At 38.3% G+C, this 14,778-nt stretch carries 11 protein-coding genes and 1 pseudogene; 4 read left to right on the plus strand and 8 right to left on the minus strand.

Annotated elements, in window-relative coordinates; genetic code table 11:
* Positions 1 to 37: 37 nt before the first annotated feature.
* Positions 38 to 2,389: a phosphocholine-specific phospholipase C gene (locus V2H41_RS10560; RefSeq protein WP_330975120.1), complete on the plus strand. Its 2,352-nt coding sequence runs from the start codon at positions 38 to 40 to the stop codon at positions 2,387 to 2,389.
* A gap of 229 nt (positions 2,390 to 2,618) precedes the next feature.
* Here V2H41_RS10560 and V2H41_RS10565 read toward each other — a convergent pair whose 3' ends face one another.
* The 4 genes from V2H41_RS10565 to V2H41_RS10580 all read right to left on the minus strand — a co-directional run bounded on the left by V2H41_RS10565 (position 2,619) and on the right by V2H41_RS10580 (position 5,538).
* Positions 2,619 to 2,765, minus strand: a complete 147-nt coding sequence (locus V2H41_RS10565; RefSeq protein ID WP_330975121.1) for a hypothetical protein — start codon at positions 2,763 to 2,765, stop codon at positions 2,619 to 2,621.
* Positions 2,766 to 2,805: 40 nt separating this feature from the next.
* Positions 2,806 to 4,068: an ATP-dependent Clp protease ATP-binding subunit ClpX gene (gene clpX, locus V2H41_RS10570; RefSeq protein ID WP_330975122.1), complete on the minus strand. Its 1,263-nt coding sequence runs from the start codon at positions 4,066 to 4,068 to the stop codon at positions 2,806 to 2,808.
* Between the two features lie 114 nt (positions 4,069 to 4,182).
* Positions 4,183 to 4,827, minus strand: coding sequence for a ClpP family protease (locus tag V2H41_RS10575; protein WP_330975123.1), 645 nt, complete (start codon positions 4,825 to 4,827; stop codon positions 4,183 to 4,185).
* Positions 4,828 to 4,854: 27 nt separating this feature from the next.
* Positions 4,855 to 5,538: a ClpP family protease gene (locus V2H41_RS10580; RefSeq protein WP_330975124.1), complete on the minus strand. Its 684-nt coding sequence runs from the start codon at positions 5,536 to 5,538 to the stop codon at positions 4,855 to 4,857.
* A 318-nt stretch (positions 5,539 to 5,856) separates the two neighbouring features.
* On the opposite strand from V2H41_RS10580, the gene V2H41_RS10585 reads away from it, so the two are divergent.
* Together V2H41_RS10585 and V2H41_RS10590 are read left to right on the plus strand one after the other, a co-directional pair.
* Positions 5,857 to 6,618: a response regulator gene (locus tag V2H41_RS10585; protein ID WP_330975125.1), complete on the plus strand. Its 762-nt coding sequence runs from the start codon at positions 5,857 to 5,859 to the stop codon at positions 6,616 to 6,618.
* 494 nt (positions 6,619 to 7,112) lie between these two features.
* On the plus strand, positions 7,113 to 9,155 hold the full coding sequence (locus V2H41_RS10590; RefSeq protein ID WP_330975126.1) for a DUF6923 family protein: 2,043 nt from the start codon (positions 7,113 to 7,115) through the stop codon (positions 9,153 to 9,155).
* 1,229 nt (positions 9,156 to 10,384) lie between these two features.
* Here V2H41_RS10590 and V2H41_RS10595 read toward each other — a convergent pair.
* From V2H41_RS10595 to V2H41_RS10600, 4 genes and pseudogenes are all read right to left on the minus strand, one after another.
* Entirely contained in the window at positions 10,385 to 11,038 is a 654-nt protein-coding gene (locus tag V2H41_RS10595; protein ID WP_330975127.1) for a hypothetical protein, read from the minus strand.
* A 45-nt stretch (positions 11,039 to 11,083) separates the two neighbouring features.
* Positions 11,084 to 11,182, minus strand: a pseudogene (locus tag V2H41_RS14010) (BspA family leucine-rich repeat surface protein); the annotation flags it as partial.
* Positions 11,152 to 11,289, minus strand: a complete 138-nt coding sequence (locus V2H41_RS13975) for a BspA family leucine-rich repeat surface protein (protein ID WP_474064770.1) — start codon at positions 11,287 to 11,289, stop codon at positions 11,152 to 11,154. The pseudogene V2H41_RS14010 and the gene V2H41_RS13975, both read right to left, overlap by 31 nt.
* Positions 11,290 to 11,966: 677 nt before the next feature.
* Positions 11,967 to 13,850, minus strand: coding sequence for a BspA family leucine-rich repeat surface protein (locus V2H41_RS10600; protein WP_330975128.1), 1,884 nt, complete (start codon positions 13,848 to 13,850; stop codon positions 11,967 to 11,969).
* Positions 13,851 to 14,386: 536 nt separating this feature from the next.
* On the opposite strand from V2H41_RS10600, the gene V2H41_RS10605 reads away from it, so the two are divergent.
* The coding region (locus V2H41_RS10605) for a transposase (protein WP_330975129.1) at positions 14,387 to 14,778 on the plus strand (392 nt) is incomplete at its 3' end.

The following is a 14,778-nucleotide window of genomic DNA, read 5'->3' on the forward strand; positions in this document are numbered from 1 at the left end:
ATATGTTTATTTTTATTTCTAAGAAAAAAATTATGCTATGGACCAATCCCGCAGAAATTTTCTAAAACAAGCCGCAATCCTAGCGGCTGGTACTACCGTCACCACTATGAATGCATCTGCTGTAGAAAGAGCTTTTGCCATTAATGCACCCAAAGGCTCCACCTTTTACGATGCAGAACACATTGTGCTACTGATGCAGGAAAATCGATCATTTGATCATCTCTTTGGATGCATGAAAGGCGTAAGAGGTTTCAGCGATCCACGCCCCAAAATCCTACCTGATGGTAACAAGGTATGGATACAGAAAGACAAAGAAGGTAAAGCCATAGCCCCTTTTCATCTAGATATACACCAAACCAAGATCACTTGGCAGGGCGGCTTACCGCATAGCTGGCCCGATCAAAGTAAGGCCCGTAATAATGGCAAATATGATCAATGGATCCCGCATAAAACTGCTATGACGATGGGATACTATAATCGTCATGACATGCCTTTTTATTATGCACTAGCCGATGCCTTTACTATTTGCGATCATTATTTCTGTTCCTCCTTAACAGGAACAACTCCTAATCGACTTTTCTTTTGGACAGGCAACATTCGTCCCCGACCCGATGGTCATTCCATAGCTGCTGTATATAACTCCAATGCCGAATCGCGCAATAATGTATTTGTCGATTGGCAAACTTTTCCTGAAATATTAGAAGATAATGGCATTAGCTGGAAAATTTATCAGAACGAGCTATGGACGGCCAATCTTGAAAGAAAAAAAGACTATTGGTTGGGTAATTATGGAGACAACGCCATCGAGTATGTAAAACGCCATCGTGTAAAACTTTCGGCTTATTTCAGAAAAAACGGCGATAAAACTGTCACGCCGCATTTAAGCCCGGAAGAAGTACAGGCGCGTTATAATCAGCTATCTCAAAGAGAAAAAAATTTGATTGATAAAGCCTTTACTACCAATATTGAACAGGAAGACTATCTGGAACTAGAACCTTTTACTTTTACTAATGATCAGGGAGTTGAGGAAACTGTTAACATCCCTAAAGGAGATATACTCTATCAATTCAGAAAAGATGTTGAAAATAACAAGTTGCCTACTGTATCCTGGCTAGCGGCTCCGGAGAGTTTTTCCGATCATACGGATACTCCTTTCTACGGTACATGGTATGTTTCGCAGGTGCTGGACATTCTTACACAAAACCCGGAAGTTTGGAAGAAAACAATTTTAATCATCAATTATGATGAAAACGATGGTTATTTTGACCATATACCACCCTTTGTGATTCCCGGAGGCGCTACTGGAGGAAAAGTTTCGGCAGGCATTCAATGCGATTCAGATTTTGAAAAGCAGTCCGGATGGCCTATCGGATTGGGATACCGCGTTCCGTGTATTGTAGCATCACCATGGAGCAAAGGTGGCTTTGTTAATTCAGAAATATTTGATCACACGTCAACATTAATGTTTCTCGAAAAATTTCTTCAAAAGAAAACCGGAAAACCTATTCGGTGCAACAATATCAGTAGTTGGCGCAGGGCAATTTGTGGCGATCTTACATCAGTATTCAGACCCTATAAGGGGGAATCATTCCCGCTTCCTGAATTTCTGAAACGAGAGAAAGTTATCGTCACTATTCAAAACGCAAAAAACAAACCACAACAGTTGGTTCCCGATCCGTTAACCGAACCGCAGATTGAAAAAATCAATAAAACAGATCACTTACAAGATATCGCCGCCAACACACCTTTGCAGGAGAGCGGCACCCGCCCCGCCTGTGCTATTCCCTACCGATTACATGCCGATTGTGTTCTTAACAAAACATCGCAACAACTGGAACTTTCGTTTAGCGCGGAAAAGGTTGTAGGAGCAAAAGGAGCTCCGTTTAATATGTATACCCAAACATCCTATAACAATGATAAGGGCAAAACCTGGGCCTATGCTGTTTTAGCAGGCGATACTGTGAAAGATTATCTGGAACTAGCAAAGTTTGATAAAGAGCAGTATCAACTTTCTATAGACGGACCTAATGGATTCTGTAGAGTTTTCGCTGGTGATAAACATGACCCTGAGCTTGCCATAAAGTTCGACTACGCTCAGAAACCGTTAAGTGGAAAAGCTGAAGAAAAAATAATACTTACACTAAACAACAATGGCAGGGAGGATCTCGAAATTGTCATCACAGATCCTGTTTATAAAAAAGAGGAACAAACAATCGTATTAAACGCCCAAAAAAGCAAAAAACTAAAAATCAATTTGGAATCCACCTATGGGTGGTATCATTTTATTTTAAAAGTAAAAGGATATAAACATTTTTACCGCCTATATGCAGGGCATGTCGAAAGTGGCAATATATCTGTAACTGATCCTTACATGGCCGGTGAGATTTAAATATGCTTTTTCTTTTTCCATAATACTTCCGCTTACCTTCGTGCGCAGATATTTTACAGTAAGGCGAGAACTTTTCATTCAAAGTTTTCGCCTTTTATCTGATAAAAACAACATAGCTCTCCTTATAGGCACATGGCATTTAATAATGTCTGATACACGCCTCCCTAATTTCGTATAATAAAAAAGCAGACCGAAGCCTGCTTTACATGCAATATATTTTATTCGCTGATTAGTTATTACCAAAAAGATTACCTACCGCTCCTTCCAGCATGGGAAACTTTTCAATCACGTAATTCTTTATTACTTCTAATGTTTTTGCGGCTTGCTCTTCGGTAAGTCCCGCCTCGCTTTGCAGCCTTTCGATAATTTCGTTCATTGACTATTAATTTAAGGTTGAATATTTACTGAATAATTATCTATGCCGCTTTAATTAATCCCATTTTACTTTTGCTAAATTTCTTCTCGGCATACTCTTTTGTAAGTGTAAAGGTTTTTTCCTTAGAAGAAGGCAGCTCATACATAGCGTCGGTGAGTATGCTTTCGCAGATACTTCTCAATCCGCGCGCGCCCAACTTATACTCAACTGCCTTTTGTACCATAAAATCATACACTTCTTCTTCCACCTTCAGCTCAATGCCTTCCAACTCAAAGAGCTTATGATACTGCTTCATTAAAGCATTTTTGGGCTTGGTAAGAATATCCCGTAGGGCACTTGCATCTAGAGGATCTAGATAGGTTACTACCGGGAGGCGACCCAACAATTCAGGTATGAGGCCAAAAGATTTGAGATCCTGTGCATTCACAAAACGAAGCAGATTTTTCCTTACATCTTCCTGTTGTTGCTTATCAACATTAAATCCGATAGTATTTGTTTGTATTCTACGGGCGATAATTTTATCTACTCCGTCGAATGCACCTCCACATATAAAAAGGATATTATTCGTATTCACCTTAATCATTTTCTGATCAGGATGTTTACGTCCTCCCTGCGGTGGCACTAATACATCGGTACCTTCGAGTAGCTTTAGCAAACCCTGTTGCACACCTTCACCACTAACATCGCGGGTAATGCTGGGGTTATCGCTTTTTCTTGCAATCTTGTCTATTTCATCGATGTATACAATCCCTCTTTCTGCAGCCTCTACATCGTAGTTACATACTTGCAACAAACGGGTAAGGATACTCTCTACATCCTCTCCCACATATCCGGCTTCGGTAAATACGGTAGCATCTACAATGGCAAAGGGAACATTGAGAATCTTGGCAATACTTTTGGCAAGTAGGGTTTTTCCTGTACCGGTTTCTCCCACCATAATGATATTGCTTTTCTCAATCTCCACTTCGTTAAGCGGATCCAGTTCTCTGCCAGAAGCTTTTTGTTTTAATCTTTTATAGTGATTGTACACAGCTACCGACAATACTTTCTTGGCGTCATCTTGTCCGATAACGTATTCATCTAGGAATGCTTTAATCTCCATAGGCTTCTTCACATTCAGCGAATAGCCGGAATTGTTAAGATGACGTTTCAGGTTTAACTCCTGCTCGATGATTTCTTGGGCATGTTCTACACAGTTTTCGCAGATATGTCCTTCCTGTCCTGCAATTAGAATTTCCACATCATCGCGGCTTCTTCCGCAGAAAGAACAGTGCAAAACATTGCCTGAGATTTTTTCCTTCATTGTCTATTACTTTATTACAGAGATAATCTCTGCGTATGATTCTTGTCTACAAAGGTAAAAAATCCACTACTGAGTAGTGGACTTTTTTATAATATTAACTATTTATGAAATGAACTACAGCTTGTCCACCACTTTATCTACAATACCATACTGTATGGCTTCCTCGGCATTCATCCAGTAGTCGCGATCGAAGTCGCGCATAATTTCTTCTATAGTTTTACCACAGTTATCGGCCAAAATTTGTGCCCCGATTTGCTTAACACGCTGAGTTTGACGTGCCTGAATCTCCAAATCGGCCGTTACACCACGGAAGTAACCACCCAATGAAGGCTGATGTATCATTACCTCACCATGGGGGTAAATATAACGTTTGCCCTTTTCGCCACCACTCAATAGGATACTACCCATAGAAGCTGCGATCCCCATACAAATAGTACTTACGGGGCTGCTAATCATCTTCATGGTATCATAAATCACCATACCGCTGGTGACTACCCCTCCGGGGCTGTTGATATAAAATTTGATTTCTTCTCCGGGTTTATCAGCATCCAGCAGCAACAATTTTGTAGTGACTTCGCGCGCACTTTTATCATCAACCACTCCCCACAGGTATACACTCCTTTTTTCAAAGAAGAGTTTTTCGAGGCGTTTGTTAAACATGGAAAGCTCATCGGCTTTATTCTCCCGCTCTTTTTCCTCCTCCTCATCACTGATAATGGGCTGATGCCATTTTTGGCTGTATATGTTTGAGATGCTCATTTTTATAGAATTTATGTTGTCTAAGCTTTATTTTTCTTTCTTACCTACCATCAGTACTTCATCAATGATACCATACTCTTTTGCTTCTAGGGAAGTCATCCATTTATCCCGATCAAAATCTTTTTCGATTTGATCCAGAGGCTTTCCGGTATGGTTCTGTACTATTTCGTAGAGATCATTTTTGAGTTTTCTGATCTCGTTGACGGTAATTTCAATATCGCTGGCTTGTCCGCCAATGGCACCGCTAGGCTGATGCATCATGATACGGGAATGTTTTAGCGCAGCACGTTTCCCCGGCGTACCTGCTGCCAGCAACACACATGACATCGAAGCCGCCATGCCTATACAAATAGTGGCGATATCGGGAGACACATACTGCATAGTATCATATACTCCTAAACCGGCATACACGCTCCCGCCCGGACTATTAATATACATATTAATATCACGAGTGCGATCGGTACTGTCAAGAAACAGCAACTGAGCAGTAATGATGTTGGCCACCTCATCATTGATAGGATAACCTACAAAAATGATGCGGTCCATCATCAACCGGCTATATACATCCATTACCGCCACGTTCATGGGGCGTTCTTCAATAATGTTAGGAGTAAGAGCCGTAACCAGATAGTTTCCATAGCTATTAAGGGTATTACTGGAAATACCCTTGTGTTTTACGGCATATTTTTCAAATTCAGAATTATAAGTCATGCTGATACATTAATTAACGTGGGTAAACGTACAAATTTCTATCCATTTACAAAAACCTTAAAAGAGAGTGACAGATTGGCGCATTTATGCGGCCATTTGACATACCCTCTGGCGCACTTATTGCGTTCTCAAAATAAAACGATTGTAGTGTGCTGAATAATAACTTTTATTAAAATACAAAAGTTTTTCATTATATTGTAACTATAAGGATGTAATAATTGAAGTTTTGGTAAAAAGATAAAATCTTGCTTATTGTAGTATATTTTTACAATAAATAGGTTCTTTTCTATACCTAACCTAACTGTTGCCAATTGCATTATGAAACAACATTCCATTCTTATCGTTGATGATGATGCTTTTATTGTAGATTTATTGTCGGACTTGCTAGATGTCGAATTCAAAGTATTTTCGGCATTAAATGGAGATGATGCTATAAAAATACTTAATTCGCTCTCTGTTTCGCTGATCATATCAGATGTAGTGATGCCTGGAAAAGACGGGCTAGATTTATGCAATTTTGTGAAAAATACCCCACATCTAAGTCATATTCCAGTTATTTTATTATCTGCAAAATCAGAAGAAGAAAATAAAATTCAAGGATTACATGAAGGCGCAGATGTATACATTGAAAAACCCTTTTCTCCCTCATACGTAAAAGCACAAGTGGTTTCAATAATAGAAAACCGTACCCGAATACTGAGCTTTATCTCACCTAAAAAGACACACGGGGACAATCTTATTACGGAGGAAGAATATTTTATTAACCAGCTTAATAATATTATTGATGAAAACATTGCCTACCCAGAACTAAATCTAAATCTGCTGGCACAAATTCTTCACATGAGCCGTGCCTCTCTTTATCGAAAAATCAAATCATTAGCACACTGCACACCTAATGAGCTTATTGAAGACAGACGTTTAAACCAAGCTGTAACTTTAATCAATCAAGGCTTTTATAAAATGAATGAAATAGCCTTTCTATGTGGTTTTACTTCTGCTTCACAGTTCACCAAAAGCTTTAAACGAAAATTTGGACAATCTCCGTTAAACTATGCCCGTTTACATAAATTAAGAGTTTAGGATTAATGTAGCTTATTATAAACCGCTATTTATTATTGCCAATTAATAGGAGCTGATGTAGAATTAACTCTTGTACTAGGCTGTTTATGAAACAAATAAACAATAAATTGGGACTTAAAAGAAATTTTATTTATTTTTATTTTAACAAATTTGTAAGACATTTTAAAATTCAGTAGTATGTACTTAACGCTTAAAAAACAGTTAAAAACATTTCACTACAAATAATGCTTTTCTACCATAAGAATATCTCTTTTGAGTATACAACATATAGTTCACACCCTCAACAGCATATTTTTATAATATTTTGGCATACTCAAACTGATAGAATAGAGTGACTTTTTTCTAAAAAAAAATCATTAAAGTATTTAACATTCATCACCCTCACCTTCTAATACTATTAATATGATTACAAATTTTAAACGACTTGCTCTCATTTTCTTAGTTCTATTAACCTTTTTTACCGCACCACTACTAGCCCAAGAGCCCCCTCTGAAATGACTCCTTTTGAATGTACGAATGTTGCTTATCAAACGGTAAGTAACGGTTCTAACTCAACTACTTTATATGCATATGATATAAATACAGGGACAAGAACTACTGTTCGAACACTACCTTATGCAGTAAACGCTGTGGTTTATTCACCTATTGATAATTATATGTACGCTTCCAGATCCGGCACCCCTAATAATCAAATAATTAAATTTGGTTTAACCGGAGATTCTGTTATAACAGTTACAGGTCTGGAATATTGCAATAATGGTGCTGTAACAAATGATGGTTACATGTTTATAGCCAATAACCAGCCTTTTGTACGTACACGATATTATGTGTTGGATATAAATCCGAACAGGCCTGATACGTATGGAAAGTTAGTAGATCCCACTAGTGCAACTTTCCCTTACCCCGCTAAAACCGCAGCCCCATATTATACCTCTTTAGCCAATGGAGCGTCACTTAATACAAGTGATATGGCATACAATCCTGAGGATGGTCTCTTCTATGGAATTAATGGTCCCATTTGGGGCGGAGGAGGAGCCGACCCTAACCGATTTAAGCTAGCCACCTTAGATATTAAAACAGGGGTTTTAACTTTAAGCAGCGGTCTAGTTACGGGAGGGGGTATCCAAAGTGAAGGATCTGCTTATGGATCTGTTTTTTTTGATGGAACGGGTAGTTTATATGTGTTTGCTAACTTACAAGGCCGATATTATAAAATTGATATAACTAATTTAACTTCGGTACAAGTAGGCCCTACAGTAGCTGCTAATGAAAATAATGATGGCGCATCCTGTCCATTTGCCATCTTTGAAAATGTGGCTATATCAGGTAATGTATTTTATGATGTAAACGGCCTGACGGATAATATAGTCAATGGTACAGGTACCAATGGTGGCGGTACATTAAGTGTAGTATTATGGGATATTGACGAAGGCAAAATTCTTGACATCGCCTCTGTAGAACCTGATGGCACTTATATACTTGCTGCTGCTCCTGGTAAAAATTATAATATTATTCTCACCAGCGAGCCCGGCACTTTGGGAAGCACCACCCCACCATCCGTAGTATTACCCGCAGGATGGAGTGTAACAGGACAAAAAGTAGGTAGCGGAACCGGTAGCGATGGTGAACCTTCCGGAATATTAAGTAATGTTGTTATCGGCAATGATGATGTAAGCAGTGTTAATTTTGGCATCAGCCAACAACCTGAAAGCCATGATTCTGTCTTGCCAATCGATGGGCCACCTGTACCCAATCAGAACATTCCTTTAACCGGTCTTATCAAAGGTAGTGATGCTGAAGACTTTCCTGACGGCGATCCTAATGGTGAGGATTGGACCGGAAGATCTATTGTTATTACAAGTTTACCCACTAATGGATTTGCTCTATACTATAATAACAACCCTATAACTGATTTAGGAGAGAATGGATATCGCATTGATAATTTCGATCCTTCCCAACTTACACTTCAATTAGTGGATCCAGTATCTGGAGTGGATGTCACCAGCTTTACTTACTCCGTTATTGACGCTACAGGATTGCAGGATCCCACACCTGCCACAGTGAGTGTTCAATTTTCAGAAGCATTGCCCGTAATATTTGGTGCAATTAGCGCTTTCTTCGAAAACAATAACCTTACAATTGAGTGGGAGGTTTTGAAAGAAGAAAATAATAGTCATTTTATCGTAGAACTGTCATCTGATGGGGTTCACTTTAAGCAGATAGGCAAGGTTTCTTCAAAAGCTATAGGTGGCAATTCTGATATACCACTCACTTATACATTTTCAAAATCCATTAACCCGGTTGTATTAGGCCTCAGCTTCTTAACATTCCTAGTAGGTGGCATACTATGTCGAAGAAAACGGTGGATAGCATCTCTATTAATATGTTTTGGATGCATAGGTATTTTATATTCTTGCTCTAAAAGTGATCTGGATAAGTTAAATAAAGACAGCAGCAAGTATTTTGTACGAATAGCTCAAGTAGATAAAGACGGTACTACAACATACTCAAAAACCATAACCGTTATAAAAAAATAAAAAGCTCTTCGCAGAATTTAAAAAGCCGCTGTTGTGTTTAACAGCGGCTTTTTTATAAAGTAAAGCATCCGCATTGAGTTGCATGCTTAACTTGTGAACGGATAGACACATTTAATGTTCAAACATTATTTTTACCGCTTTACTATCGGTTGAAGCCTCAGTCTCAAAATAAGTATTGCTAATCGCGAATAAGGAAGTTCAACTTATTTGAAGTTCCTTATTCTTATATACGATACTTGATGGCCGAATATACACGGAAACGTTTTGGCGATACCTTCAAATGTACCCTGCTATACGCCTCGATAAGCACTTCATGTACCGATACTCATCATACCAGATTATTAGCTTCGCTCCTCAGCAAACAAAGGCTATGGTTATTACAATCAACTTCTAAAGCACCTAGGTATATTTGCTCAAAAGAAAGCCATCTTTCCAACCTTCCCGCTTTTAATTAAAGCTGCCAACCACATCACACAACCCAGACATCGTTGTCACATGGTTCACACCCCACTGGTCGAGCGACAGATAGAATAAAGTCCCCAAGCGAAACATTACATCCATATTCTCCACATAGCTTACATCTCAACCATTAACATTGCAGAAGCGCTTAAATATCCAGCAGGCTACAAACATTAGTAACATATCTATCCTATTATATAGACTAACGGCTAGGTAGCTGAGATCTCTAAATTCCTGCGATACTGAAAACATGCTTAGATGTATATGTTCTATCAAAGCATTGCTACATCTATCAATACTACACTTTGATTGTTACTAAATTACTTAGAATTTGGGGCTAAATTCAAGATAAAATCATACTAATTAGCCGGAAGATTACATACCTCAATTATACGCATTCCCATATGGAAGATGAAAGACAGAGGGTTTAGAACTCCCTTTTCATCCTTTGTGCCAAAAGCACCAGCCATAAGGAGCATTACTCGATGAGAGTAATATTAATATCAAAGCTGGTCATATTAGCACACTACATTTTGGTAACAAATGGCCGATGCCATGCAAATAATAAGTCCACAGGCAAAATTAAAAGCAAACAATAAAAGAGATTTTTGCATTGATTACAGAATTGGATAAAACGCGTAGCATCTTATACTATACTTTCATCACACAGCAGCAAATTTGATTCATAAAAGTAACTGTAATTAACATTCAGTAATAAAAAAAAGGACCGGTACGAAGCCGGTCCTATACTTCATTATTGATACAGAAAACTAATTTTCATATACTACTTTCACCACCTTGCTGTACTGATACCTACCATCCTTATCCACTTGTTTGATACGAATGTATAAGTCTTGAGCCTCTGATGGTAAAACCACCTTATCCTGCTTAGAGCAAGACATGAATACACCTCCCAATAACATAAAGGTAAGCAACATCAAAGCCCCCACTTTTCTGCGACCGGTAGCCATACTGTCGATAGCAAGCAATAATGCAGACACACCCGCTAGTAGCGCAGTATGGGAGGTGGTTTTACTGAAATTATATTGTAAAGAGTGGTCAGAACTACCATCCTTAGCCAGGCTTTGCACCTTACCAAGACTCACAAAGTTTTTACCATCCGTAGACGCTTCTACCTCAAAATAGGCATTATTTACTTCAGATAAGGTAGTCCAGTTGATAAGTAACTGATCATCCTTAAATAAGGCCGTGATAGCACCAAAAGTTACAGGTAACGTGACCGTACATGTACCATCAAAAACATCTTCATTGAAAATCCATCCTAACTCGAAAGACGCTTGAATACATAATCCCTCGGCTGCAGCACCATATGTACAGTTATATGCATCTATAATAAAATCTTTTTTATCGGGATTTTTATCTAACCAACCTTTAAGAGTATAAGTATAATTTTCACAACTCATAGCTGTATTAGCTATCGAAATTTGAGAAGCATTAAGATGTAAAACTCAGCTACCAAAATTTTGATTAAAAGAAAGTGCATCAAAGTACATATTATCAACATACTCCGCCTTAATCACGTTCCAATTATCCAAAGGCTGATTGAATTTGTTAGCTCCATAAACAGGGCACTCATATTTACAACCTTACTCACATCCCATTTATCTAACGGTTGATTAAAATTTTGATAGCAAATGTAGGAGTGATTATAAATGGAATAAAATAAATGCGATCCCTAGAAATAGGGACGCTCACCAATATTTATCAAAGCAAAAACATTTTACATATATTATCACAATATGCATAATTATATAATTATTCATAATTTACACATTGCAAGATGGCGAGATTCAAAAATATATAACTAATATTTCTTCATTAAGCCTTTTTGTTGTAATTTCAAGAGTAGCAAGAAGGCATGATCTATTGTGCTAATAGCTAGTTCGTAATTTCCATGTATACATTTCGATGATGTAGAAACCGGATAATAATGATAGATTTTACGCCCCTAAACATTACAATAACCGAAAGGCATAATGTACTATTTTAATAAGTATGAATAGACTTTCTTTAGCGGTGTAGTACGGAAGGGTATCGAATAATATTATTAAAATATTGGGAATCCGTTCCTTATCATTACAATGATACAATCATGTTTAAAACCGCTGTTAAGATTATTCTTAAATAGCGGTTTTTTATAAGGGGTTACAAAATAATGTAGCAATACCTTACAAATATTCTTATATAAATATTGACAGGAAAAAACGTTCTATTAAAAAATTCCGACTTTGGGTAATAGCCTATCGATATGATTTTCGTGTGTGCTTCTTTTTTTTACTCAAAGGACCGGCAATAATACCGACCCTTTGAGTAATATAACCCCGTGTACAGTTAATGTTCAAACATCACCTTCACTACTTTACTGTATTTATAGCTACCGTCTTTATCTACTTGCTTAATACGAATGTACAGGTCTTTATCTTCGGCAGGTAAAGCAAAGCTATCCTTCTTATTACATGATGCAGCTATACCCACCAACAGCATACATGCCCCCAACATCATAGCTCCCGCTTTTCTACGACCTGCAACAAAGCTACCTATGGCCAAGGTTAATGCAGCTATACCAACTAGCAACGCGTTGCGTGATGCGGTTTTGCTGAAGCTGTATTGTAAAGGTTGGTCGGAGTTGCCGTCCTTAGCCAAGCTTTGTACTGTACCAATGCTTACAAAGTTTGTACCGTCGACAGAGGCTTCTATTTCAAAATACGCGTTGTTGAGTTCTGATAACGTAGTCCAGTTTACTTGCAACTGACCATTCTTGTATAATGCGCTAATATCTCCAAATACTACCGGCAATGTTACATTACAGGACTCATCGAGACCATCGTCATTAAATATCCATCCATTACCTTCTAATAATGAATGCGCTGCATCTGCAGCAGGACCATAACTAGTATGGTATACATCCACAGACACGTTGGTCAAATGGAGATTATTAGCTGCCCAGCCAATCAATGTAAGTGTATAGTTCTCACAGCTCATACCTGATGGACCGAGCGTTATATATCCTGTATTGGGGTGCATCTTCCAGCTACCTAGGTTTTGATCAAAAGAAGTGGCATAGTAAAACATACCCGCGAAGCCATCACCAAAATAATCAACATTGCTCACATCCCAATTATTCAACGGCTGGTTGAAAGATCTAGCACTACTAAACATGTTTCTCATATTACGCACATTACTTACATTCCAATTATCAAGAGGCTGGTTAAAGCTTTCAGCGCCAGAAAACATGTATGCCATATCCCTCACATTACTCACATCCCAACTATCAAGAGGCTGGTTGAAAGATCTAGCACTACTAAACATGCTTCTCATATTACGCACATTACTCACATCCCAATTATCAAGAGGATGGTTAAAGCTTTCAGCGCCAGAAAACATGTCACTCATATTCCCCACATTACTCACATCCCAATTATTCAACGGCTGGTTGAAAGATCTAGCACTACTAAACATGCTTCTCATATTACGCACATTACTCACATCCCAATTATCAAGAGGCTGGTTAAAGCTTTCAGCTGAAGTAAACATGCCACTCATATCCCACACATTACTCACATCCCAATTATCAAGAGGCTGGTTAAAGCTTTCAGCGCCAGAAAACATGAATGACATATCCTCCACCCTACTCACATCCCAATTATTCAACGGCTGGTTGAAAGATCTAGCACCATTAAACATATTTCTCATATTACGCACATTAACCACATCCCAATCATTAATATTATTAGGACCGGTTAAATTCCAACACTGTTCAAACATAGAACTCATGTCAGTTACCTGCGACAAATTAGGCTTATCCGTTGCCGTTACATCCATTTCATATGAGTTTTCAAATGCGTGAGCCATCGATGACCACACAACATCACCCCATTGCGATATTTCTTTAAAATTAATACCGTACATATGAACCGCCATCAAGTTCTGCGGTCCTAAACGTAATTCGACATCAACTCCTGAAGGAAGGACGGATATAGATACAAATCCCTCAGCATCCTCCATTGTTGGCTTGTTAAAAGTACCCATAATACTATCATAACCACTACCCGTACTAAACTTTGCCGTATAGGTGACATCTCCAGCAGTTTGGGCTTTAAATGAAATCTGACCAGATCCATCAGCTTGCCATTTAGTAATAAAAGGACGGTCTTGAGATAAAGAGAGCTGGGTAAATAAAAGGGCTACGAACAGTCCTAAAGTAAGCTTTCTCATTTTTTAGGAGTAGTTGCTTAATTAAACAATAGATATTATTAAAATAAATGTCTTATACTAGTACAAATGTATATATATATTATGTAAATAAAATTCGAAACAATAAATCCATCTTCAATACTTTACCCCTCTTCACTGCATCTATATACACAAAGCAAAGGCTATACAGTGATTCTATATTAACCTAAGTTGCTAGTTATGTAAAGAAGTAAAAAAGAAAGCATGTTTATAATAATTTTGGATTACCACATCTAAAATATATAAGCCATGCTTTCCGATAGTAAATTATAGCTCTTTATTGTATAGTAGATGATATTTTAAAATCTTTGCACCACAAGGAGGATATCCGGGTACGGGTTAGCGATGCGGAGGTTATTACAACGGCCTTTGTATCAGCGTTGTACTTTGGAGGTCACCAGGGAAATGCCCGTCACTTTATGAAATTGAAGGGCTATGTGCCGCAGATGTTAGATAAATCGAGGTTTTGCCGAAGGCTGCACCGGCTCTCAGAGCTGCTGTTGTTTATGTTTTCAGTAATGGGTAAACAGTTAAAGGACATGGCGGGGGCAGCCGATTACCGCTTAGACTCTTTTCCTGTTGCAGTGTGTGACAATATACGCATTGGTCGTTGTAAAGTATTAAGGGGTGAAGCGTTTCGGGGTAAACATGCTGCCATGAGGAGGTATTTCTACGGAGTTCGGGTACAGGTAATGACTTTAAATGGAATACCGGTAGAGTTTTGCATAGTGCCTGGTAGCGAGCATGACAGTCAAAGCCTTGGAAAACTCCCTTTTGATGTAGCACCGGAAAGCAGCATCTACATGGATGCCGGCTATACCGATTATTTGAGTGAAGATGACTTATTTGAGGCAGAATTGATACATGCAAAAGTTCAAAGAAGGTCTAATAGTAAAAGAAAAGATGAGCC

Origin of the sequence: Niabella digestorum (assembly GCF_036409055.1) — a bacterium.
Taxonomy (GTDB): domain Bacteria; phylum Bacteroidota; class Bacteroidia; order Chitinophagales; family Chitinophagaceae; genus Niabella; species Niabella composti.

Excerpts from the sequence above, each read along its gene's own strand:
- V2H41_RS10560 (WP_330975120.1), top strand. The coding sequence starts at position 38 with ATGGACCAATCCCGCAGAAATTTTCTAAAACAAGCCGCAATCCTAGCG.
- V2H41_RS10565 (WP_330975121.1), bottom strand. The coding sequence starts at position 2,765 with ATGAACGAAATTATCGAAAGGCTGCAAAGCGAGGCGGGACTTACCGAA.
- clpX (WP_330975122.1), bottom strand. The coding sequence starts at position 4,068 with ATGAAGGAAAAAATCTCAGGCAATGTTTTGCACTGTTCTTTCTGCGGA.
- V2H41_RS10575 (WP_330975123.1), bottom strand. The coding sequence starts at position 4,827 with ATGAGCATCTCAAACATATACAGCCAAAAATGGCATCAGCCCATTATC.
- V2H41_RS10580 (WP_330975124.1), bottom strand. The coding sequence starts at position 5,538 with ATGACTTATAATTCTGAATTTGAAAAATATGCCGTAAAACACAAGGGT.
- V2H41_RS10585 (WP_330975125.1), top strand. The coding sequence starts at position 5,857 with ATGAAACAACATTCCATTCTTATCGTTGATGATGATGCTTTTATTGTA.
- V2H41_RS10590 (WP_330975126.1), top strand. The coding sequence starts at position 7,113 with ATGACTCCTTTTGAATGTACGAATGTTGCTTATCAAACGGTAAGTAAC.
- V2H41_RS10595 (WP_330975127.1), bottom strand. The coding sequence starts at position 11,038 with ATGAGTTGTGAAAATTATACTTATACTCTTAAAGGTTGGTTAGATAAA.
- V2H41_RS10600 (WP_330975128.1), bottom strand. The coding sequence starts at position 13,850 with ATGAGAAAGCTTACTTTAGGACTGTTCGTAGCCCTTTTATTTACCCAG.